This is a genomic window from Pontibacter sp. GD7, from assembly GCF_058216375.1.
This window is the reverse complement of record NZ_JBYZMP010000002.1, coordinates 132,310-155,168: the sequence shown is the minus strand read 5'-3', so window position 1 is coordinate 155,168 and position 22,859 is coordinate 132,310. Positions and strand designations below refer to the sequence as shown.

Genomic DNA, 22,859 nt, shown 5'->3' with positions numbered 1-22,859 from the left:
TTGTTAAATACACAAACAATGGTGGTATTATATTGCTTAAGCAAAAGGCTGGACAGCAACATTTTTATAAAGAGCTGCAAGACGTCTGATAAAATATTCACTGTGAATTATAGCAGTAAAATGTGTTAACAATTTCTTAACTTTGGAAGTTGGGGGAATCCGGGTTACCTTTTAAAGGATATAACTCAGAGCCTGAGTTTTATCAGTTGTTCTAAGTAGAAAACAAGCTAGTATTGGTTGGGAGTAGTATGAGAAAGAAGATCGCTCTTGTAGGATTGGTAGTGGGACTGATTCCCTTGGGCTGGCTTATTGATGATATTCCCTATAACATTGATGTAACAGCAAAAATTTACCCTGCGCAGAAGTGGCTTTTGCTAAAAGATTCTGACGGGAGCCTTACCAGTACTTTGTATAACTACAAGAGTGGTGCGACTAGTAATGTAAGGAGTTATAGGATTGGTAATGGAGATGTGGCATACGTTGAGTTAGTGCCCAACAGTACGAAAGACAGGTATTTCCGCTTGGGAGATACAATTGCCTTTATACATTCTGCTCTTATTGATGAACGCATTGACCTGGTTGAGAGTCAGGTTAAAGAATTGGAGGCCTTTCTTAAAGTAGATGAAACGGGAAGTAAGGCATCTGAGATAGCTCAGGCAAGAGAACAGCTTCGGTTTGCAGAGCAAAAGCTTGACCTGGAAACTAAAAGCTACAGCAGGGCTAAGCTGCTTTTCCAACAACATGTTATACCTCAGGCTGAGTTTAGTTTGCAGGAGGCTCTCTATGATCAGGCCAGGACACAGGTTGAGATTGCCCGGAATATTCTGGAGTCTGCCAAAACAGGCGTGAAGCCCGAACAAGTAAAGCACACAAAGGCTCGTATTCAAACCGCTATCAAAGAGCTCCATTCTTTAAAACGGCAGAAGGGCAGCCATACAATTGTTACACCGATAAGTGGTAAAGCTGACTTTAATGTAACCCTTGAAGAGGTTATATCCATAGAGGATACCTCCCTGTTTGTGCTTCACTTTCCAGTCAGGCTAAAGGACAAAAAATATATTAACTCATTCTCAAAGCTTTCTGTCTCCTATACTTATAATGCAGAACCTATGGTGGGTTCGATTATAGATATTAGTGATAAAGTAGAGTATATGGCCGGTGAGCAACTTGTTTTTGCAAAAGCCATCCTACTTAAAAAATCTCCGGAGGTATCTACAGGTATGTTTCTTAGCTGTAAGGTAGAGTGCGACCGGATAACGTTGTTTGAGTATATTTCCCGTTTAGTCAGTCAATCTCTTCGTTAAGCAAACTTTTCTTCTATGTTTCCTAATACCACAAACCAACAAGCGGCATCTAACTCTATGCTGTTCGATTTTCAGTTTGTAGAGTTGTTTCCGTTAACATTGGCAGACTTACTGGGAAACCTGGTAACTGCAATAATATGCGGACTTATCATTTCTGTTGTCTACAGACTGACACACAAAGACAACTATACTCCTAGCTTTGTAAACTCGTTAATTATTCTGCCAATCGTAACTGCGGTTGTCATACTGTTAATTGGTAATAATGTAGCCAGGGCTTTTGGCCTGGTAGGCGCGATGTCAATCATCCGTTTCCGGACGGCACTCCGTGACACTCAGGATATCATCTTTATTTTCTTTGCCCTGGCAATTGGCATGGCTGCTGGCGTAGGCTTAGGTGTAATGGCCGTAGTTACTACGTTAGTAATAAGTACTGTTATCTACCTTGTGGTGAAAATTAATCCTGTTAGGTTAAACAACGATAAGTATATGCTTCGTATCCTTTACAGTGCAGGGTATGAGAATGAGACCAATCTGGGCACTATACTTACTACCTACTGCTCTCAGGTCAGGCTGATTTCGCATAATAAGTTAACAGACATTACGGATGCAATAACAGAGGCTGTATATCACGTTAAAATTGCAAAAGGCAGGAGCAGTGCCCAGCTTGTGCAGCAGGTTAATAGTCTATTGATCAATAGCCAGATCACAGCCAAACTGTTAGATGAGAATGATAAAGTCATTAAAGTTGGCACCGCAACGAAAAAAAGGAAAAAGGGGCGGAAATCAGTAAAGTAGCTCCCTTATTTCTTTACCTTGGGCATCAGGGGTATCAAAATTTAACAGTTTACCAATTGTAACGGCAATGTCAGTTTGGTTGTATCGGTTGGATACGGTTTCTCCTTTTTTGAAATCTGGACCTAATGCTAATAAACTTATGTGGCGGCATCCTTCACAACCATCCCCATGTGATATGTACTGATCCAACCTGCCGTTATTATGTCTACCGTGGTCATTTGTAACCAGTAAGGCTGTTTTATTTGCATAATAGGGATTGCTTTGTATAAAAGTCCAGAGCTTCCAAACGTACTCATCCGTATTTTCAATTCCCTCGAGATAGCCTTCCCAGTTCCCGTGGTGGCCGGATACATCAGGTTCACGAAAATTGATCAGCATTAAATTAGGCCTGTGCTGCTGAAGTACCTGTAATGATCTCTTTAAAGTTAAGGAGTCTACTCTGTACCCATTGCCCAAACCATCAATACCGCAGTTCCAGGCTGGTGTAAACCTGTCTCTGTAATTAGAGTCTCTTGTGTTGCCTAATACATTTAGTTTGCCCTTGCTTGTTACAATCCATGCTTTGTTCGCGGATAAACCTGTTTTTTCCAAGTAAAGCTGAAATATAGACGGTCTTCTTGGCAATTCATTTCCGCCATTGTCCAGATCTTGGTAAAGGCCGGTTACAATTGCCGCGTGACCAGCAGAGGTGTAAGTGCCTCCCTCATTATAAAAGTTAGAGAATAGAGTACCTTCTGGGTGAAGATAGAAGGCCGAGTGTGGGATATACTTTAATTCCATATCTCCCCAGGTTTCCGTGTACCTAGGGCCATCAATTACCACTATTATGACACGCTCTGTTTTATACTGGTCCTCTTTTTTAACTGGACTTATTGGCCTTAGCTCTTCGCTTGAGCAGGCAAACATAAAAGGCAGCATCGCAATAAGTAAAAGTAGACGCAGATACCTGTGATTTATGCCTATAAACTGATTGATCTCACTTTTTTTCATACAACCTTGGAATATTATAGAGGTATTGCATTTTTCCTGCATACCACAATATGTTCATTAAGGTTGTTTTACAAGGTTAAAAAGGATGGGACGACTTATTACAATGGCCTAATATTATAACAATATTTTACATTTCCAGCAGCACTAACAAAAAAAGCAGCAAATTTTTGCTGCTTTTTTTGTTAGTGCTGCTGGAATTTAGGTTGTTTCAACAGGCAACATGTATTTGATGTTATAACTTATAGTAATTGGATTAATTGACTATGATCCTTTTACTGCTTCCATCCTTTGTTTTAATATAGTAAACCCCTTTTTTGTAAACGGATACATCAAGTTGCTCAATGTTGGTTGCAGAGGTTATTAGTTGCCCAAGGGAATTATACACTGTTACATCAGCTTTTCGGTTAAAGTACACAGTGCTACCTTTAACTGGATTTGGGTAAACTGTAAATCCTTCAATCTTTTTACTTATCGAAGTACTTAAAGGGTTAACAGTGAAAGACCAAGCTGGCCACTGTTGGGCAGGAGTATCAGCACCGATCCCAACCCAGTTTGCTGGATTTAGTATGGCGAGCCTCAATCCGGTTTGGCTACCCGTTTGAGGGCCATTATAATATGCGTTTATTGTATTACCTGATGTATTACCTGGGGCTGTGCTGAGGTTAATTGAGGTTTGTCCATCAACCAGCGATTTTGGTAATATGGATACGCTACCCCCACACTTTGTATTAGAGCTAACCCAAGCATTAGAGCTTAATGCTGTGATATAAACTGGTTCTGCAGCTGTTCCTGTATATACAATTATCTGGTCTCCACTAGAGCTTAAGCCGTAAGAACTACCATTAACACTTCCATAGCTTGTGTTCATGCTACTTGTTAAAATCTGAACGGATGTGCCTGCAGTCAAGCCTTCTGCCGGTGAAGTCCAAACGATACCGCCTGTGCATTGAGGCTGAGCATTGGAAGTATACTTACTGTCGGTGAACATAATATTTATCCCGGGTGCTATGTCAACAAGGCTTATAAAAGATATTTCATCTTCGGCGTTTGTAGCGCTCATCCGGTATGCAGTCAGCAGAATATCACCGGCATTCAGTGTTTGTTCCTTCACAGTCGAGAAACTAGCAGCCTGAGCAAGTTTAAAGGTGTTGTCTGAATAGTCCTCGATTGCATTGTCCTTAATAGCCAGATAATATTTCTTGCCGCCGGCTAACCTGCTTAGAGGTGTTACTGTTATTAATTGTTTGTCAGTAATAGTTGCATTAAAAGGAACAAGGTCGCCGTTGTCACTATCCGTTCTAAGCTCAATAATGTTTTCCAGATCGCTTGCTTCGATAGCAGCATCATTCAGTAGCCTTACAGGTTCATTGAAAGTGATAACAGGTGTAAAGTTCGTTTCAAATGGAGTGCTTTCATCTGAGAAATTGAACCTGGCTAATGGTGCTGTCTTGTCAATGTAAGGGCCAAAGTCAGTGTCCGAAATATTGGAGAAATACCCATCCAAAAAGGTAATGCGGTTTTCAATCCAATCGTTAAGATACGTCAGGTCTTCTTCTGCGCTCGGAAACTGAGGCCATCTTTCGTTGTCTCTTAAATATGCGCCATTCTCTAAAAGTAGCGTATGATTTTCCTTAAATAGATTTTTTATACTTTCAATATCAAGAGAGCCAGTACGGAGGGTATGCCATCTTTCCTGTAGCTTTAGTTTAAAATTATCGGGGTTTGACTTTAGTAATCTGTCAAACAAATCATTTTTAACAATATCTGTAGTAGAATTATACTTATCGCCATTCCAGTAAAAACCCCATGTTCCATCCAGGTCCCAGGGTACATAAAAGTAAGGCGAGTTAGCTTCATACTTAGCCAGGTAAATGTTCTTGCCTATATTGTCTAATGCATTAGTGATGTTCAGGAAAATATAATAATCTACTGCATTCGTGATATCAAAATGCTGGTTAAAGTTCTGGGAGAAGTCAGCATCTGAGCTGTTAAGTATAAAACTGGTAAAATTAAACAGGTTAGACCAGTCCACTTTGCCTTCAGGGAATTTGTACTCATAGCCTCCCCACATCGTAGACTTGTTATCATATTCTGATATGCCAATAAAGGTATTGGCATTGTCCCAGTAAGTGCCTTTGTATAATTCTCCTCGTCTGGCATTGTCTTTAATATCTTTTAGCTGGAGTTGCTTGCTGTCCATCTGTTCAGCTAACGCGTAGATGCCCCTGTATTCATTGTTGATGAACAATTCAATGTAGCGCATATCAACCGTAGATTTGGCCTTTGCTTCCTTGTTTGCAAAGTGCAAAGTATGGATCTGCTGCCACAACTGGTGTGACGTTACGTTTGTGATCTTTAGCGGCTCGTTATACATGGCAAGCAATAGCCAGTCATCATCGCTTCGCATCCCTAAAAAAGAAGTGTTTACTGTAGTTGCACCTGTGTTATCAGACCAGAACTCTAGATCGAAAGACTTTTTAGGAAACGTCTGTGAAAAACCTCCTCTCGTTTCAATACCCATTTTGGAACTGAAAGTATAACCAGTTGGCTCCGAAAAGCTGAAATCAGCAGCTACTTTAGGCTCATCAACTATCTCAAATTCTGTAGAAATAGCTATAAGCGGCAGACCTGTGAAATACAACTTGAACGTCTCATCTGATTTTTTAAGACTATAGGCTTTACCTAACTCGAATTTTTCGACCTTATCCTCTAAAGTATAGGTGTCTTCGCCAATTTTTAATGTGATGGAAGCATTCTGAGGAAGGTTGGCATATTTGGCCAGATCATCATTGCACACTATCATTTTGGAGTTTGAATCAAGATGATAATGTGTTTCAGGCAAAGTAATCAGGGTGTTTTCTTGCTGGCTAAAAGCAGAGAATGCTACTAGCATGAGTGCGAGTAGCAGGGTGTAGCGTGTTTTCATTTAAATGTTAGAGTGTTAGTAATGATTTAAGTGTAAAATTAAGTGCATAAAATGAAATTGTTTTTAAATGTTTTTTATATGGAGTATGCCTGGGGTTTGATAAAATATACATTATCCGTTATCGCTGTGAGTCGTCAACAGCAAGTATAGTAACCAGCCCTTTTCGATTGCTCGCAAAAAAACACGAAGTATAGCGGAACTATACTTCATAGGCAAAACCATAAACAGACTCCACAATAATCTGCACTTAGAGATATTTGAGTGCAAAAAGTTAAACCCTGTATAAAATTATTTTGGAGTCTGAATACTTGTTAGCTATAACAATAAAACGCCTGCCGCTGATAAGCGGCAGGCGTTCAGTAATTTAATGTGAAGTTTATACTTACGCTACTTCTTCTTTCTTAGACATGCGGTTACGCTCGTTCTCGTCTAAGTAAATCTTGCGCATACGCAGGCTCTTAGGCGTTACCTCCAGGTACTCATCCTTCTGGATGTATTCCATGGCCTCTTCAAGAGAGAAGTTTTTAGCCGGAGCAATTTTAGTGTTATCATCAGAACCGGAAGCACGCATGTTCGTCAGCTTCTTGCCTTTCTGGATGTTCACCGTGATGTCGTTCTGGCGGTTGTGCTCACCGATTACCTGACCCATATAAACGTCTACACCCGGATCAACGAAGAACACACCTCTGTCCTGTAGCTTATCGATAGAGTAAGCTGTACCAGGGCCTGTCTCCATAGAGATGATAGAACCGTTGTTACGTCCAGGGATAGCACCTTTGTATGGCTCGTAGCTCTGGAAACGGTGGTTCATGATAGCCTCACCGGCAGTAGCTGTAAGCACGTTGTTACGCAGACCGATCAGGCCACGCGCCGGAATGTTAAACTCCAAGTGCTGCAGGTCGCCTTTTGGCTCCATGATCGTAAGCTCACCTTTACGCTGCGTTACCAGTTCAATAACTTTACCGGCTGTTTCCTCCGGAACGTCAACTACCAGGTGCTCGATCGGCTCGTGACGCTGGCCGTCAACTTCTTTATAGATTACCTGTGGCTGACCCACCTGTAACTCGTAGCCTTCGCGGCGCATAGTCTCGATAAGTACAGACAAGTGTAGGATACCACGACCAAATACAAGGAACGTGTCCTCACGGTCAGTTTCCTGTACACGTAGGGCAAGGTTCTTCTCCGTTTCCTTCATCAGACGATCGCGCAGGTGGCGTGATGTTACAAACTTACCCTCTTTACCAAAGAAAGGAGAGTTGTTGATCGTGAACAACATGTTCATAGTCGGCTCGTCGATAGAGATACGAGTTAGTGGCTCAGGGTTTTCCGCATCAGCGATGGTATCACCAATATCAAAGCCTTCAATACCTGTTACCGCGCAGATTTCACCGGCAGATACTTCCTGAACTGTTTTCTTGCCAAGACCTTCGAATACCTGAAGCTCTTTAATGCGGCCTTTCTTAATAGTACCGTCTGCTTTGCAAAGAGCAATTGGCATACCTTCTGTCAATGTTCCACGGTGAACGCGACCAATCGCGATACGGCCCACAAAAGAAGAATAGTCAAGCGACGTGATTTGCATTTGTGGTGTGCCTTCACGGAACGGGGCAGCCGGGATTACATCAATAATAGCATCCAAAAGTGGCGTGATGTTGTCAGTTGGCTGTGTCCAGTCTGTGCTCATCCAACCCTGCTTAGAGGAACCGTAAAGCGTCGTGAAGTCCAACTGGTCTTCTGTAGCATCCAGGTTAAACATCAGGTCGAACACCTGCTCGTGCACCTCGTCTGGGCGGCAGTTTTCTTTGTCTACTTTGTTTACTACCACGATTGGCTTCAGGCCAAGCTGGATAGCTTTACCCAATACGAAACGTGTCTGTGGCATGGCACCTTCAAATGCGTCCACTAATAGTAACACACCATCAGCCATCTTAAGTACACGCTCTACCTCACCACCGAAGTCGGCGTGGCCAGGCGTGTCTATGATGTTGATCTTAACGTCTTTGTAACGAACCGACACGTTCTTAGAAACGATCGTGATGCCACGCTCACGCTCCAGGTCGTTGTTGTCCAGAATAAGGTCGTCAAACTGCTGGTGCTCTGCGAATAGCTTAGAAGCATGGATGATCTTGTCCACAAGCGTTGTCTTGCCGTGGTCTACGTGTGCGATGATCGCAATATTTCGAATATTTTGCATTGAATTGATTTTTCGAGCCGCAAAAGTACTGAAAAGGGTTTAGATTTTCACTAGTCCGCTCGAAATAAACAGGTTATGATACTATTAATTTACATTAAACCCGCTTTTCTGCAGGCTAAGTGACAAACACAGGCCTTTTAAAGTTTGTTTCATAAGTAGTTATGAAATTTTATATGGGTTAAAGCCACATCAGGCTTAAGCCCGTAAGTATAAGTATGAAAGTATACTATTTAATTACCCTGTTTGCCTATTTAAGCCTATCTGCCTGCACCCAGCAAGATAAGACACCTGACCTTGCTTATTCCACTGCAGCAGCAGGCCAGGAGCCGCTGCCAGATTATGTAAGAAAGGCACTTAACAGCGAAAAACTAGAAGACACCGTGGTGCACACAGAAGCAGAGTGGCGCAAATTGCTTACAAAAGAAGAATACTTTGTGCTGCGTGAAGACGGCACCGAACCACCGTTTAACAATGAGTACAACGACAATAAAAAGGAGGGGATCTACTATTGTGCAGCCTGCCATAACCCCATGTTCACCTCTTATACAAAGTTTGACTCCGGCACCGGCTGGCCTAGCTTCTACGCGCCGATATCCAAAAAGCGTGTGAAAGAAGTGGAAGACAGAAGTATGGGCATGGTAAGGACGGAGGTGGAGTGTGCCCGGTGCGGCTCACACATCGGCCATGTTTTCCCGGATGGGCCTGCGCCAACCGGACTGCGTTATTGCCTGAACTCTGTGGCCCTGGATTTTGAACCAAAAGAATAAACAAATCGATAAAACTTGCTGTTGTACCTTTGCAGTTGCCAAACACACATAAAGATGGCAACTGCTTTTTTTGTACTCTATTTTACTTACCATGAACCAAAGGATTGATGCGTTGCAGGCGGCTTTACAGGAGCACAGGCAGCGCTTACTAAAGCATAATGTTTATCAAAGTCTGGAGACGTTAGATGACCTCAAGACATTCATGCAGCACCATGTTTTTGCAGTTTGGGATTTTATGAGCCTGCTAAAAGGGTTACAGCGCGACCTTACCTGCGTCACGCTGCCCTGGGTGCCAAAAGGCAGTCCGTCTACGCGCAGGCTGATAAATGAGATAGTTTTAGAGGAAGAAACTGACGTAGACCAGGAGGGAAACCCTGTCAGCCATTTTGAGCTGTACCTGCGTGCGATGCAGGAATGCGGTGCCGATACAGCACAAATAGATAACTGCCTGGATGCAGTGGCTAATGGCAAAACCGTTGATGCAGCTTTGGACCTGGTAGGGGCCGATGTTTCGGTGAAGTGCTTTGTCAGGAACACGTTCAGTATCATTAACTCAGGCAAAACCCATGCGATAGCAGCCGCTTTTACTTTTGGCCGCGAAGACCTGATCCCGGACATGTTCCGCCACCTGATCGCAGACCTTAACGCCAGGTTCCCGGGCAAACTGGATACATTTATTTATTACCTGGACCGCCATGTGCAGTTAGATGAGGAGGTTCATACCCCTTTGGCCCTGCAAATGGTAAGCGAATTGTGCGGCGACGATGAGGAGAAATGGCAGGAAGCCCTGGAGGTTTCCAAAGCTTGCATCGAGCAGCGCATCAGGTTATGGGATGGTATCCGAAGCGTTTTGCCAACAAATGCCCTCTAACAATCAACAACTAACAATCAACAATTACCAAAAGCCTACCGTACTATTTCATACTAACTATAAAGTATAGAGAAATGGTAGAACTACATTCCGAAGCCGACAACATAGAAAACACAGCCCAGTGCATACTGGAAGCCTTTAAGTATAATAATGTGAAAGAAGGGCAGATTCTGCGTTACCAGGAACTGTATCCATACTTGCAAGAACATTATCCGCATTACAAGGATGTTCAGAAAGAGGCGGAGCAGCACCTGTCAAAAGAAGGCTTTGTAAACCCGGCTCCGGATGGTCTGATGCTGACGCAGGTTGGCGCTGAAAACCTCTATAAGAGTTGATTTAACGGCATAAAAGCCAGGATATAAGAAGGCGACAAGTATGTTTATGCTTGTCGCCTTTGTTGTTTTATGGCTTATACTTTCGTTTAAACCTGTTATGCTCCGTATATATTAATAAGCCAGGGGTTAAGTATAAAGTATAACCGCTAACGACATGAAAACAACTATCGCATATATATCCGGAGCAGTTTTATTGGTGATTGTGGGGTGTACCTCACTCTCGGAAGGACAGGAGAACCTGCCACCAGGCGCAGTAATACAACAACGTGTGCGCTATGAGGCCGGATTAAACACAGACGTACGGGTACGTATGAACGAACAGGCAAGCGAGATCAACCGCAAGCGCAACATAGAGCAGTTCGACCGGAATGAGCCAGCCATGACGCCTAATATCCTGAGGCCACGCATGTTGCCATTTTCCCCGATAGACTCAACAAGGCATACTATTTATTGGCCCATCAGGCCGGTGTTGCAACCAATACGCATAAAATACTAAGCACATAAAAAAGCCCTGCATTCATAAAGTTGCAGGGCTTCATTCTGATGTTTACTTTTTCTTTTTGCCTTTTTCTTTTTCCTTTATTTCCTCAACAGGCTCGTCGCCAACGTGTAGTTCATCTGGCTCCAGGTCAACGTACACTTCATTTTCTTCGGGTGTGTTCATGGATTCACGGTCAGCCTCGCGGGGGGCAGGGTTTTCCTCCACCTTTTTATGCTTGTGGGTATCGCCCAGGCTGTCAGCGTGTTGCTTTTCGGTTCGGAACTTATCTTTATGCCTCATTTCAAAGTATAGGTTAGGTGTTGCTACTTCTTACGGAAATTTTAAAGTCAGGTCAGGCTTATCATCCGGAATTTCAGTTTAGGAGATAGGTGCGGCGCAATTGCCCTGTATTTGTATATTTGCATTTTAAGAAAAGACATGACGAATTTACCTAAACGCTATACTGTTACAGCAGCGCTTCCTTATGCCAATGGCCCCGTGCATATCGGGCACCTGGCTGGGGTATACTTGCCTGCTGATATCTATGTGCGCTACCTGCGTTTGCAGGGCCGCGATGTGAAGTTTATCTGCGGTTCTGATGAACACGGAGTTCCGATCACGATACGTGCCAAGAAAGAGGGCATTACGCCACAGCAGGCCGTTGATAAATACCACGAGCTTATCAAGCAATCGTTTGCTGACTTTAATGTATCTTTTGATGTGTATGACCGCACCTCTTCCAAGATACACCACGAAACGGCCTCTGACTTCTTTAAAAAACTGTACGAAGACGGTAAGTTTATAGAGCAGACCACCCAGCAATACTACGACGAGACAGCCCAGCAATTTTTAGCTGACCGCTACATTGTGGGTACCTGCCCTAAGTGCGGCAACGAGAATGCTTACGGCGACCAGTGCGAAGCCTGCGGCTCTACCTTAAATGCTACAGATCTTATCAACCCAAAAAGCACACTTAGTGGCGCGGTGCCTGTAATGCGCGAAACAAAGCATTGGTATCTGCCGCTTAACGAGTATGAGCCATGGCTGCGCGAGTGGATTGTGGAAGGCCATAAAAGCGACTGGAAATCCAATGTATACGGCCAATGCAAAAGCTGGATAGACCAGGGGCTGCAGCCGCGCGCCGTAACCCGCGACCTGGATTGGGGTGTGCCTGTGCCTGTAGAAGGGGCTGAGGGTAAAGTACTGTATGTGTGGTTCGATGCGCCAATCGGCTACATCTCCGCCACCAAAGCACTAACGCCGGATTGGGAAAAATACTGGAAAGACAAAGACTCCAAGCTGGTGCATTTTATTGGCAAGGATAACATCGTGTTCCATTGCATCATCTTCCCGAGCATGCTAAAAGCGCACGGCGACTTTATACTTCCGGACAACGTGCCTGCCAACGAATTCCTGAACCTGGAGGGTGACAAGATCTCTACCTCGCGCAACTGGGCGGTGTGGTTGCACGAGTATCTGCAGGATTTCCCAGGCAAGGCAGATGTGCTGCGCTATGCTTTATGTGCCAACGCCCCTGAGACTAAAGATAACGACTTTACTTGGAAAGATTATCAGGCTCGCAATAACAACGAACTGCTGGCCATACTTGGTAACTTCATTAACCGTGCGGTGGTGCTTACCCAGAAGTACTACAACGGCGAGGTGCCTGCCATCAACGAACTGCACGACTACGACAAGGAAGTACTAGCTGCTCTGGAAGGAATGCCAATGGTTATCGCAACCTACATCGAGCGTTACCGCTTCCGTGATGCTCTATCGGAGCTGATGAACCTGGCGCGTTTGGGCAATAAATACCTGGCCGATACCGAGCCCTGGAAATTGATCAAGACGGATGAAGAGCGTGTAAAGACTATCATGAACATAGCGCTTCAGATCTCTGGTAGCCTGGCTATACTTATGGAGCCCTTCCTTCCAGCATCTGCCGATAAACTGCGCAGCATGCTGAACATTAACCCGGCTATGTGGGCTGATGCAGGTGCTGCTGAGTTGTTGCCAGCCGGCCACGTGATAGGCAAGCCGGAGCTCTTGTTCGAGAAAGTAGAGGATACTGCTGTGGAAGCGCAGGTGCAGAAGCTACTGGATACTAAAAAGGCAAACGAATTAGCCAATGCAGTAGCAGCACCAGCGAAGGATAACATCACTTTCGACGAGTTTACCAAAATGGATATCCGTATCGGTACTATTCTGGAAGCAGAGAAGGTGGCAAAAACCAAGAAGCTCCTGAAACTGAAGATCGACACCGGCATTGACCAGCGCACCGTCGTAAGCGGCATCGCAGAGTTCTTTAACCCGGAGGATATCATAGGGCAGCAGGTAAGTATACTTGTAAACCTGGCCCCGCGCGACATCAAAGGTATCACCAGCCAAGGCATGATCCTGATGGCAGAGAATGCTGATGGCTCCCTGGCATTTGTGCAGCCAAGCAAGCAAATTGTAAACGGCGGCACCGTATCGTAGAGACGCAATATTTTGCGTCTCCTGCAACAGCCGGAATCAAAAAGCCTCACAGTTCATTCAGAGCTGTGGGGTTTTTTTTGTAGAGACGCAATATTTTGCGTCTCCAGTAGCCGCGCATTTGTAATGGCCTTGACTATAGCAGATCGACCGAAATGTCAATGAAAATGCTGTTTGGTATTCGAGACGTCTTGGGAAACAGAAAATGTTGGTTTTTTTCATAGCAGGAGTTGTGAAGCTTTCGGACGCCTTTGGAGACGCAAAATATTGCGTCTCTACGTTTGTAATTACATCAGTAAATTTTCAGGATTGTTCTTCTCTGCTTCCCAGTTAGCAGGATTGTTATAGATGTAATTTCTGATGTTTTGCAGTTCTTTTTCGGAGCGAATAACTCTGTCAAAGTACCTGCTCTGCCAAAAGAATTCGATTCCATTTGTAGTAGCATACTTCTTTACTCCAACTTTGTACCCTCTTATAATGGAGGCCAGGTTACCAGACTGGGGACCAAACCGATTAAGCTGCCATACTTCATGATCGGGCTTATTAATGAATATAATCCCATGAACATGATTGGGCATCATAATAAATTCATCAAGCTCTACAAAAGGAAAATGTAGTGGAATCTCTTTCCAAAACTGATGGGCAACTTTACCAATTTCAGACATCCGTAGAGACGCAATATTTTGCGTCTCCACACCTTGCGTCTCCAAAGGCTGGTCAAAACGCCTATTGTTTTCAGCAGCGTAAGTTATCTCCCCAAAGAAATGCTCCTTTCCTTTTGTGCAGATGGTTACAAAGTATAAACCATGCGAGCCATAGTCCCAGTTTACCAGCCGTGCAGAAGAAATGCGGAATGCTTGTTTATACTTATCCATAGGGCAAGTATACGTGCGCATACGATTTGAGGTAGAGACGCAATACCTTGCGTCTCCAAAGGCTGGTCAAACGGCAAATCGTTTTCTCATTGACTTTGTATGCTAACCCCTGTATTATGTTTATTAAAACCTCCGCAATTACTGAAGACGCAAAATATTGCGTCTCTACGTATCAGTTTGCTACTGCAATTACCCGCTCTTCGTTCTGCTCTACTCTTCTCACAACAAAGTATATTCCTATACTTAAAACAACAGTAAACACGCCCAGTCCCCACCAAAGGGTATCGAAGCCATACTTAGAGGCTATGGTAGTGCCTAAATATGGAGCAATAACGTGCGCTGCGGCATACGAGATAGTATAAAGCCCCATGTATGAGCCTCTGTTCTGTTCATTCGATCTTTCTACAGTTATAGTAGTCATAAAAGGCATTACCAGAATCTCGGCTATACTTAGCAATGCCATGGCTACATATAAGATTGCTACATGGTGCGCCGCATTCAACAGCACAAACGAAAAGCCCAGCAACAGTATCCCCGACGGAATCAGCAGCGACTTTTTAATCCGGTTGCCCAAAAGGTAAACCATGATCATTTCGAGTGCAAACACAAGCAAGCCATTAAAGCCCAAAAGCATACCGATGCCTTGTTCGGGGAGTGTGTACACGTCTCTGTAGTATATTGGCAACGTAGACAGGAACTGGAAAAACACGATGGCGAAGCCGCAGTTGATAAGCACAAAGATCAGGTATAAGCCGTCCTGGTAAGGCGATTTAACTGCCTTCAAGGGCTCTTTATTTGTTTCGTTTCTGCGCGTTGGTCTATGGCCTTGTTTGTTTCTGAAGTATAAAAAGAAGAACAGCCCCGCCATGATACAGGTAGCCCCATCTGCGATAAACAACCAGTTGTAAGAGATGGCCGCCAGCAAACCACCAAGCGCAGGCCCGATGGAGAAGCCCAGGTTAATGGCCATCCTGTTCAGGGAAAATGCGCGGGTTACGTTCTCTGGTTTGGCATAAGAGGCCACCGAAGAGGCGTTGGCAGGGCGCAGCGTATCGTTTACAAGGCTAAGTATAAATACGGCGGCGGCCATGTGCTCAAACTGCCGTAGGTGCAGGAACATAAAGTATAAACTGCCGCCAATGGTAAGGCTAAAGAACTGTACTTTAAAATGCCCGACCCTATCGGTTAGCCAGCCGCCCAGAAAGGAACCGCAGACCGATCCTAGCCCATAGATACTAAGTATAGCACCGGCCTCTTTTAAAGTATAGCCTAAAACTCCGGTTAAGTAAACACCCAGGAAAGGTATAACCATGGCGCCGCTCCTGTTTATGAACATGATCAGGGAGAGCATCCAGGCTGCATGGGAGAGGCCGCCAAAGGCATTGCGGTAAAGAGAGAAAACTTTTTTCATAGCTTAGGTAAAGAGTCGTATTGGGCAAATGTATAGTTTATATGCCTTATAAAAAAAGCAGAGACGCAGTATTTTGCGTCTCTTAATTGGCTAAAGGTCAGATCATAATTTCAATCAGTCCTTGCGTTATTTGGTGTTAAACTGGTTCATGGTGCGTTCCAGCCCAATCGTGCCAAAGGCTATCACTGAGTCGGCTGCCTTTTCAATCAGGGTTTGCAGTTCTATCTGTTCGACCTCGCTAAATTTGCTCAGCACATAGTCGACCTGCTTGCCTTTGTGGTAATTATCGCCAACTCCGAAGCGCAGACGCGGGTAGTTGTTGTGCCCCAGCGTTTGTTCGATGTGCTTGAGACCATTATGGCCGCCTGCGCTGCCTTTGGTGCGTATGCGTATTTTGCCGAAAGGTATGGCGATGTCATCGGTAATAACCATCATTTGCTCTACGGGCAATTTAAGGGTGTTTAGCCAGTGGCCAACCGCTTTGCCGCTCAGGTTCATGTAGGTGGTTGGCTTTACCAGCACAAAGGTGCGCCCTTTGGTCTTTATCTCAGTTACGAAAGAATGACGGTCGGTTTCGAACTGCGCGTCAAATTTCTTTGCCAGGTAATCCAACACCATAAAGCCAATATTATGGCGTGTGTCAGCGTATTCCGGGCCAATATTTCCAAGGCCAACGATCAGGTATTTCATACTTGTATCTTCGGGTAGGGCAGGAGCCTTTGGAGCCATGCCCAGCCACTGTTTTATCTTTTTAATTGTTGAATGGCTCAAGTGTTTAATGGTTAAATTGTTATAGGTTAAACTGTCAAAAAATATACTATGATTTAATAGCTACAACAATTTAGCAATACAGCCATTTAGCAATTAAACAATTTAACCATTAATCAGAAACAAAAAATCCTGCCCCGCTTGTAGGCAGGACAGGATTTAATGAGAACAGCAATAACTGCTTATTTCTTGCCACGGGCTTCTTCAGCCTGAGCACTCTTAAGCGCACGCGGAATAGTAACTGTAGCTACTGGTGCAAGTGAGTTTGTAAGGATCTCGTAGTCACCACCTTTGATCTTACCAACTTTGATAGACTTACCAAGCTCAAGCTCAGAGATATCAACTTCGATATAGTCAGGAAGGTTAGCAGGAAGAGCCTTCACTTTAAGCTTACGCAGCTTAGTTACAAGCTTACCACCCAGCATAACGCCTGGTGAGTTACCTACCATTTTCACTGGGATATCCATTTTCACTGGCTTGTCTTCTTTCAGTTCCAGGAAGTCAACGTGCAGAAGCATTTCGTTTACCGGGTGGAACTGCACATCCTGCATGATAGCTCTGTAGTGCGTACCTTCGATGTTCAAGTCTACTTCGTATACTTCCGGAGAATAAACTAAGTCTCTGAACAGGATAGCTGGTGCATAGAAATGAATTTGCTCAGCACCGCCGTAAAGTACTCCTGGTACATAAGACTCATTACGCAGTTCTTTTGTCTGCGCTTTGCCGAGATTTGCTCTTTTAAACCCTATAATCTCTAAAGTTTTCATAAAAATGAATTTTTAAAAAATGTTTATTGCTACAAAAGTATAGCCGATTTCGTTAATCGTTGTTGGTTAATCATTAATCGTATTCTGAGGTCGAATAACGAATAACGGATAACGAACAACTATATAAATAGTGAGCTGATCGACTCGTGGGTAACCACGTTGTTGATTGCCCTGGCAAACAGGTCGGAGAAAGAAAGCACCTTTATTTTAGAGCACTCCTGACGTAACGGAATAGTGTCCGAAACAACAAGCTCTTCTAAAACTGACTCTTCGATGCGCTCATAGGCCGGGCCCGACAGAACCGGGTGTGTGGCAATTGCTCGAACCGATTTAGCTCCTTTTTCTTTCAACAGCGCTGCTGCTTTTGTGATGGTACCTGCTGTATCCACCATGTCGTCCACCAGGACAACGTCCATCCCCTCAACATCACCGATCACCTGCATAGAGGCGATCTCGTTGGCACGTTTACGGTGTTTGTCGCAAACAACCATTTCTGCACCGAAGTTCTTGGCAAAGGCCCTTGTTCTTACCACACCACCCACGTCAGGAGATGCAAAGATCAGGTCGTTGCCCAGGTTCAGGCTGCGCAGGTAAGGCACAAAGATCGCCGAGCCGTCCAGATGGTCTACCGGGATATCGAAGAAGCCCTGTATCTGGCCTGCATGCAGGTCGCATGTCATCAGGCGGTCAGCGCCAACAGACTGTATGGCGTTAGCCAATACTTTAGAGCCTATTGATACGCGTGGCTTGTCTTTTCTATCCTGGCGGGCATAGCCATAGTATGGCATTACCACAATCACTTTATGAGCTGAAGCACGCTTTGCCGCGTCTACCAGCAGCATCAGTTCCATCAGGTTATCAGCCGGAGGAAACGTTGACTGCACAATGAAAACCTCTGCGCCGCGAACGGATTCATTAAAGTGCACCCCAATCTCGCCGTCGCTGAAACGGGAGATGCTTAGGTCGCCAAGCGTTGTGCCGTATGCGGCAGCAATCTTCTCGGCTAAGTACCTGGATGCGGAACCAGAGAATATTTTTACTTGTGGCATAATGGTGCTAAAAGCTAATTGAGGGTTTAGATTTAGTTATTATGCCTGCAAAGCTACCAAATAATCCTGATATAGGTAGCGATATTTCTGATTTTTAATTACTTACACCTGCCGTATAAGCAAAAAAGAACAACCCACTGAGGCAGGTTGTTCTTTTCTAAAGTTGTCCGACCAGGGCTCGAACCTGGACTCTTCTGAACCAAAATCAGACGTGTTGCCAGTTACACCATCGGACAATTTCCCTACTAGACTTCAGAACTTTCGTGCTGTTGTCGTTTGGTGATGCAAAGATAGATAGACGATTTTAAACTGCAAACAATTGCTGCAAAATTTTTCAGAAAATTTTAGTCTAAAATCTGCCTTAGGGCCGTGTCGTGGTGTTTTTTGGATACTGTAACGCTGCACATGTACGCCTTGTTTATACTTTGGTCAGGGTTGGTTTTGAGTCTAAATAAGTGAATTTCACTCTTTTATTTTAGAGCGTTCCCTCAGAGGTCGCTTTATTTATGGTTCAATAAATATTTACAGGCTGGCCATACTTTACCTGATATAATTATGCGCCACTCCTGCAGATTTCATCTGTTATGAGCCCTTTGATGCGTTGTTCTATAGTCCGGACCTTAACACCACAAAGTATAAATCACTGCCTTTTTATTATGCGTTAGGCGCACAACTATAAACTTGTAGTAAGCAACAGTGCCGGGAAAGGGCAGGAGTGTTGTGAGTTGGTATTCGCAAGCGCTGATCCGTAACTAGCTGTACTGTTTCACTTGAAATGTAATAGAGCGGCCTATCCCCGGGGAGGTAAATCTATAGCCTGACAAGAGTGAGATGAAATCTATACTTAATAGTAAGCCTGTCTAATGTATGCTGAGATTACACTTGTGCTGTATGTTATCACGAGTAAGTATAACCTAGCCCTTGCTGGCAGCAAGAATAAACAGGAGCGGTTATACTTTTGATTAAAATGCCTTACATCATTAATAATATGGTATTTTTTAGGTAGGATAAAACAGAACAAGTATAATTTGAAAACGGGTATATTTTCTGGGGGATAGGCGTCACTCTCAGCAGTTTTGTACGTAAAGGATTGTCTATACTATATGTTTGTCCTATGCCAACCACAACACTCAACCCTGACGTTATTACTACAACATGCGGTCAGAAACTAGACCTAAGTACAACCGAGTTGGTTATTGAGCGATCTAATAGCCTGTTTAGCTACAATATACATAAGCTAAAAAGCGGCGAGTATGTGATCTGCGAAAAATTCTACGCCAATCCGTTTAACAACCGATACATTTTGTTAAATGACGAACAGATAGAACTGCTGAAGAGTTTGTAATAGCTAGTTGCCCACCTTTATAATATGTGTCGTTAACTCCATTATTGCAATGCCAGCATCGGTGCATGCTATTAAATGCATGCTGTAAAAGCTTTGGCAAACATCGTGTCCCTTTTAAAACCGCATGTATTTATATTATAGCACCATTATAAATAGCCTGTGCCATTTGCCTATAGGTGTTTTAACTATTAACGATAACTTTTTGAGCGGAAAGTGTGGATATAAGAGATTTATCCATTAGTTTTGCACCCTGAAATAACTCCGTTACAAAAGTTAATCAATAAATTAAGTCAAATGGCGAATATTGGCAGAATTACCCAGGTTATCGGTCCGGTTGTGGACGTTAGCTTTGCGGGTGAAAGCTCTAAGCTACCAAATATCTTGGATGCCCTTCAAGTGACGAAAGACAACGGCCAGGTAGTAGTACTGGAGTGTCAGCAGCACCTTGGCGAGGACCGTGTACGTACCATTGCGATGGACTCTACAGAAGGTCTTACTCGTGGCGCTGAAGTAGTTGACTTGGGTGGCCCAATCAAAATGCCAACAGGCGAAGGCATTAAAGGTCGCCTATTCAACGTAATCGGCGAAGCCATTGACGGTATTCCGCAGCCTGTGAGCACGGGTGGTTTGCCAATCCACAGACCTGCTCCACGTTTCGAAGATCTTGCTACTTCATCTGAAGTATTATTCACAGGTATCAAAGTAATCGACCTTATCGAGCCTTATGCAAAAGGTGGTAAGATCGGTCTTTTCGGTGGTGCCGGTGTAGGTAAAACTGTATTGATCCAGGAGCTGATCAACAACATCGCGAAAGCACACGGTGGTCTTTCTGTATTTGCCGGTGTAGGTGAGCGTACTCGTGAGGGTAACGACCTTCTTCGCGAAATGATCGAAGCTGGTATCGTGCGTTACGGTAAAGAGTTCTTAGAGTCTCTTGAGCACGGTGGCTGGGATCTATCTAAAGTTGACCAGGAAGAACTGAAAGAGTCTAAGGCTACTTTCGTGTTCGGTCAGATGAACGAGCCTCCTGGGGCGCGTGCACGTGTGGCACTTTCTGGTCTTACAATGGCCGAGTACTACCGTGATGGCGAGCCAGGTTCTAGCGATGCTGGTCGTGACATCCTTTTCTTCGTAGATAACATCTTCCGTTTCACGCAGGCGGGTTCTGAGGTATCGGCACTTCTTGGCCGTATGCCATCTGCGGTAGGTTACCAGCCAACGCTGGCAACTGAGATGGGTGCCATGCAGGAGCGTATCACGTCTACAAAGCGTGGTTCAATTACTTCGGTACAGGCCGTTTACGTACCTGCCGACGACTTAACTGACCCTGCTCCGGCTACAACGTTCGCCCACCTTGACGCGACTACGGTACTTTCTCGTAAGATATCTGAGCTTGGTATCTACCCAGCGGTAGACCCTCTTGACTCTACGTCTCGTATCCTTACGCCAGAGGTTGTTGGTGAAGACCACTACAACACTGCACAGCGTGTGAAAGAGATCCTGCAGCGCTACAAAGAACTTCAGGACATCATCGCCATCCTTGGTATGGACGAACTATCTGACGAGGATAAACTGGTAGTACACAGAGCACGTCGTGTACAGCGTTTCCTTTCTCAGCCGTTCCACGTGGCAGAGCAGTTTACAGGCCTTAAAGGTGTTCTTGTTGATATCAAAGACACTATCAAAGGCTTTAATGAGATCATGGACGGTAAGTATGACCACCTTCCAGAGGCAGCCTTCAACCTTGTAGGTACAATCGAAGATGCTGTTGCGAAAGGTGAGAAAATGCTTGCTGAAGCAAAATAAGTTTTAATTAGTTAAAAGTTAAGAGTTAAAAGTTAAGAGTTGGTTCTGCCAATTATGACTTTTAACTCTTAACTCTAAACTCTTAACTAATAAAGATGTATTTAGAGATAATCACACCTGATAAAAAGGTTTTTGCCGGTGAGGTAGAAGCGGCTCAGTTCCCGGGAGCTAATGGCTCGTTCGAGGTACTTGACTCGCACGCTCCACTTATCAGTACCCTTGAGAAAGGCAGAATCCGTGTAACTACCAACAAGAGCCAGGAGTTCTTTACCGTTGACGGTGGTGTGGTAGAAGTACTGAATAACAAGATCATTGTACTAGCTGAGTCTGTTACTGAGTAACCGAAGCCAAGTATAAAGTATAAAAAACTCCCCTCTTGCTTACCAAAGCAGGAGGGGAGTTTTGTTTTATTGGGATACTGAAAGTGAATTAGGAGATTAGCTGTTCCGGACATCCTTGTCCGAAAGAGTGGGTAAACATAGTATGCCGCAAGTTTAGCGTGAGCGTAACTTGTGGCTATACATGAGGCCAGTTTGTAACTGGCGTTATACAACTTTATACTTTCAACTTCTCAGACTGGCACTATGCGAATCTACTATTGCCCCTTCGCTCAAACAGGCGGTACATGCGGGATGAATATGGTTTATGATAAAGCTACCTATAGTTCAAACACATCATGCATCCGGGCAACATGAAACCCATTGCTTAGAATCTCTTTAGACTGTTTGCTATTAGGGTTTAGGGCCGGGTTGGTGTGGTTCATGTGGATGAAGTATACTTTGTTTTTTTCGCTGGAAGGTAGCTTGGCAAACTTGGCCATACTTTCGATGATGAAAGGGTGCGGTATTTGTGAGATGTCTCGGTTATTGATCTCCTTGGCATCATAGAAAGTGGCATCAATAAAGGCGTAATCAACTTTTGAGATCTCGCTGATGATGTCGGAGTCCCACTTTTCCCATTTATCGATGTCGGGGATAAATAACGCTTTTTTGTTTGGCCCGATAATCTTGTACCCAACAGTTTCGGAGTACTCGTCGCGGTGCGGAACCTTAAAGGGAATAACTTCTAAATTTGAAGTTAGTTTAACCGGCTTGTTGTTATGTAAGTCCTGCAGTGCGATATTGTTCTGTGACACGAGTTGCTCCCATGGGCCATTATGCTCCAAATACTTTCTCATGACGGGCATTGCATATACATTCACTCCCTTAGCACCCAATGCCTCCTTCCCCAGGTACATTAAACCGGCATAATGGCCGATGTGGGCATGGGTTAGAAAAATGCCGTCGGGAGTTTCAGAAGAGTTGTTCGGAGCATACTGTTTCAAAAGCTTTAGCTGCTCTGTTATATCTGGCGTAGCTTCAAATAGATACTTGGCATTATTTTCAGGGTCTACTACACCAAGCGCTACTACCTTCCTGTTTTTATCCGGGTTATCAAATAAGTCTTTGCAGCAGTCTTTTGTGCAGGTAATGTGTGGTGAACCGGCATCCTGCACGTTGCCAAGAACGATGAGTGAGGTCTGGACTACTTTTGTTTGCTTAGCCGCTGTAGAAGAGCTTTGCTGACTGGAATGAGAGCAAGCACAAATAACAACTAGAAATATGATAAGGTAGAAGATTCTCATTACTATTTTGATGTTGCAGGTGGTTGCTTGAGGTATTTAACTTCCTACAGAATAGAATTTATACTAATGGTAAAAT

Annotated in this window: 20 protein-coding genes and 1 tRNA gene; 10 read left to right on the top strand and 11 right to left on the bottom strand. The window is 44.2% G+C overall.

The annotated features are described in order from the left end of the window. Nucleotides 1–248: 248 nt before the first annotated feature. The gene (locus AC4BAP_RS03740) at nucleotides 249–1,304 is read left to right on the top strand and encodes a hypothetical protein (RefSeq protein ID WP_490581279.1); all 1,056 of its coding nucleotides are present in this window, start codon (nucleotides 249–251) and stop codon (nucleotides 1,302–1,304) included. Between the two features lie 15 nt (nucleotides 1,305–1,319). Beyond that, on the top strand, nucleotides 1,320–2,099 hold the full coding sequence (locus tag AC4BAP_RS03735) for a DUF4956 domain-containing protein (protein WP_490581278.1): 780 nt from the start codon (nucleotides 1,320–1,322) through the stop codon (nucleotides 2,097–2,099). Here AC4BAP_RS03735 and AC4BAP_RS03730 read toward each other — a convergent pair. From AC4BAP_RS03730 to typA, 3 genes are all read right to left on the bottom strand, one after another. Further along, nucleotides 2,088–3,089 (bottom strand): alkaline phosphatase family protein, encoded by a 1,002-nt coding sequence (locus tag AC4BAP_RS03730; protein WP_490581277.1) that lies wholly within the window; start codon nucleotides 3,087–3,089, stop codon nucleotides 2,088–2,090. The genes AC4BAP_RS03735 and AC4BAP_RS03730 overlap by 12 nt on opposite strands. A 253-nt stretch (nucleotides 3,090–3,342) precedes the next feature. Then, nucleotides 3,343–6,015: a CotH kinase family protein gene (locus AC4BAP_RS03725; protein ID WP_490581276.1), complete on the bottom strand. Its 2,673-nt coding sequence runs from the start codon at nucleotides 6,013–6,015 to the stop codon at nucleotides 3,343–3,345. Nucleotides 6,016–6,397: 382 nt separating this feature from the next. Continuing rightward, a complete protein-coding gene (gene typA / locus AC4BAP_RS03720; protein ID WP_490581275.1) occupies nucleotides 6,398–8,209 on the bottom strand; it encodes a translational GTPase TypA in 1,812 nt (603 codons plus the stop codon). Nucleotides 8,210–8,424: 215 nt separating this feature from the next. Between typA and msrB the strand changes: the two genes are divergently transcribed. The 4 genes from msrB to AC4BAP_RS03700 all read left to right on the top strand — a co-directional run bounded on the left by msrB (nucleotide 8,425) and on the right by AC4BAP_RS03700 (nucleotide 10,678). After that, nucleotides 8,425–8,976, top strand: coding sequence for a peptide-methionine (R)-S-oxide reductase MsrB (msrB, locus tag AC4BAP_RS03715; RefSeq protein ID WP_490581274.1), 552 nt, complete (start codon nucleotides 8,425–8,427; stop codon nucleotides 8,974–8,976). Between the two features lie 91 nt (nucleotides 8,977–9,067). Continuing rightward, on the top strand, nucleotides 9,068–9,847 hold the full coding sequence (locus AC4BAP_RS03710; protein ID WP_490581273.1) for a DUF3050 domain-containing protein: 780 nt from the start codon (nucleotides 9,068–9,070) through the stop codon (nucleotides 9,845–9,847). Between the two features lie 74 nt (nucleotides 9,848–9,921). Then, a complete protein-coding gene (locus tag AC4BAP_RS03705; RefSeq protein ID WP_490581272.1) occupies nucleotides 9,922–10,182 on the top strand; it encodes a hypothetical protein in 261 nt (86 codons plus the stop codon). A gap of 154 nt (nucleotides 10,183–10,336) precedes the next feature. Continuing rightward, nucleotides 10,337–10,678: a hypothetical protein gene (locus tag AC4BAP_RS03700; protein ID WP_490581271.1), complete on the top strand. Its 342-nt coding sequence runs from the start codon at nucleotides 10,337–10,339 to the stop codon at nucleotides 10,676–10,678. A 51-nt stretch (nucleotides 10,679–10,729) separates the two neighbouring features. On the opposite strand, the gene AC4BAP_RS03695 is transcribed toward AC4BAP_RS03700, so the two are convergent. Continuing rightward, the gene (locus AC4BAP_RS03695) at nucleotides 10,730–10,963 is read right to left on the bottom strand and encodes a hypothetical protein (RefSeq protein ID WP_490581270.1); all 234 of its coding nucleotides are present in this window, start codon (nucleotides 10,961–10,963) and stop codon (nucleotides 10,730–10,732) included. Nucleotides 10,964–11,101: 138 nt separating this feature from the next. On the opposite strand from AC4BAP_RS03695, the gene metG reads away from it, so the two are divergent. After that, nucleotides 11,102–13,141 (top strand): methionine--tRNA ligase, encoded by a 2,040-nt coding sequence (gene metG / locus AC4BAP_RS03690; RefSeq protein ID WP_490581269.1) that lies wholly within the window; start codon nucleotides 11,102–11,104, stop codon nucleotides 13,139–13,141. 284 nt (nucleotides 13,142–13,425) lie between these two features. On the opposite strand, the gene AC4BAP_RS03685 is transcribed toward metG, so the two are convergent. From AC4BAP_RS03685 to AC4BAP_RS03660, 6 genes are all read right to left on the bottom strand, one after another. Beyond that, on the bottom strand, nucleotides 13,426–14,013 hold the full coding sequence (locus AC4BAP_RS03685; protein ID WP_490581268.1) for a transposase: 588 nt from the start codon (nucleotides 14,011–14,013) through the stop codon (nucleotides 13,426–13,428). 172 nt (nucleotides 14,014–14,185) lie between these two features. Next, nucleotides 14,186–15,424, bottom strand: a complete 1,239-nt coding sequence (locus tag AC4BAP_RS03680; protein WP_490581267.1) for an MDR family MFS transporter — start codon at nucleotides 15,422–15,424, stop codon at nucleotides 14,186–14,188. A 126-nt stretch (nucleotides 15,425–15,550) separates the two neighbouring features. Then, nucleotides 15,551–16,114 (bottom strand): aminoacyl-tRNA hydrolase, encoded by a 564-nt coding sequence (pth, locus tag AC4BAP_RS03675; RefSeq protein ID WP_490581623.1) that lies wholly within the window; start codon nucleotides 16,112–16,114, stop codon nucleotides 15,551–15,553. 260 nt (nucleotides 16,115–16,374) lie between these two features. Further along, complete coding sequence (locus AC4BAP_RS03670; RefSeq protein ID WP_490581266.1) at nucleotides 16,375–16,959, bottom strand: 50S ribosomal protein L25/general stress protein Ctc; 585 nt, start codon at nucleotides 16,957–16,959, stop codon at nucleotides 16,375–16,377. A gap of 119 nt (nucleotides 16,960–17,078) precedes the next feature. Beyond that, nucleotides 17,079–18,008, bottom strand: coding sequence for a ribose-phosphate pyrophosphokinase (locus AC4BAP_RS03665; protein ID WP_490581265.1), 930 nt, complete (start codon nucleotides 18,006–18,008; stop codon nucleotides 17,079–17,081). 163 nt (nucleotides 18,009–18,171) lie between these two features. Then, nucleotides 18,172–18,244 (bottom strand) — tRNA-Gln (locus AC4BAP_RS03660). A gap of 878 nt (nucleotides 18,245–19,122) precedes the next feature. Here AC4BAP_RS03660 and AC4BAP_RS03655 point away from each other — a divergent pair. The 3 genes from AC4BAP_RS03655 (at nucleotide 19,123) to atpC (ending at nucleotide 21,500) form a co-directional block, all read left to right on the top strand. Next, nucleotides 19,123–19,353 (top strand): hypothetical protein, encoded by a 231-nt coding sequence (locus AC4BAP_RS03655; protein ID WP_490581264.1) that lies wholly within the window; start codon nucleotides 19,123–19,125, stop codon nucleotides 19,351–19,353. A 294-nt stretch (nucleotides 19,354–19,647) separates the two neighbouring features. Continuing rightward, nucleotides 19,648–21,159: a F0F1 ATP synthase subunit beta gene (atpD, locus tag AC4BAP_RS03650; RefSeq protein ID WP_490581263.1), complete on the top strand. Its 1,512-nt coding sequence runs from the start codon at nucleotides 19,648–19,650 to the stop codon at nucleotides 21,157–21,159. A gap of 95 nt (nucleotides 21,160–21,254) precedes the next feature. Then, a complete protein-coding gene (gene atpC, locus AC4BAP_RS03645; protein ID WP_490581262.1) occupies nucleotides 21,255–21,500 on the top strand; it encodes an ATP synthase F1 subunit epsilon in 246 nt (81 codons plus the stop codon). 317 nt (nucleotides 21,501–21,817) lie between these two features. On the opposite strand, the gene AC4BAP_RS03640 is transcribed toward atpC, so the two are convergent. Then, on the bottom strand, nucleotides 21,818–22,783 hold the full coding sequence (locus AC4BAP_RS03640; protein ID WP_490581261.1) for an MBL fold metallo-hydrolase: 966 nt from the start codon (nucleotides 22,781–22,783) through the stop codon (nucleotides 21,818–21,820). Nucleotides 22,784–22,859 lie beyond the last annotated feature (76 nt).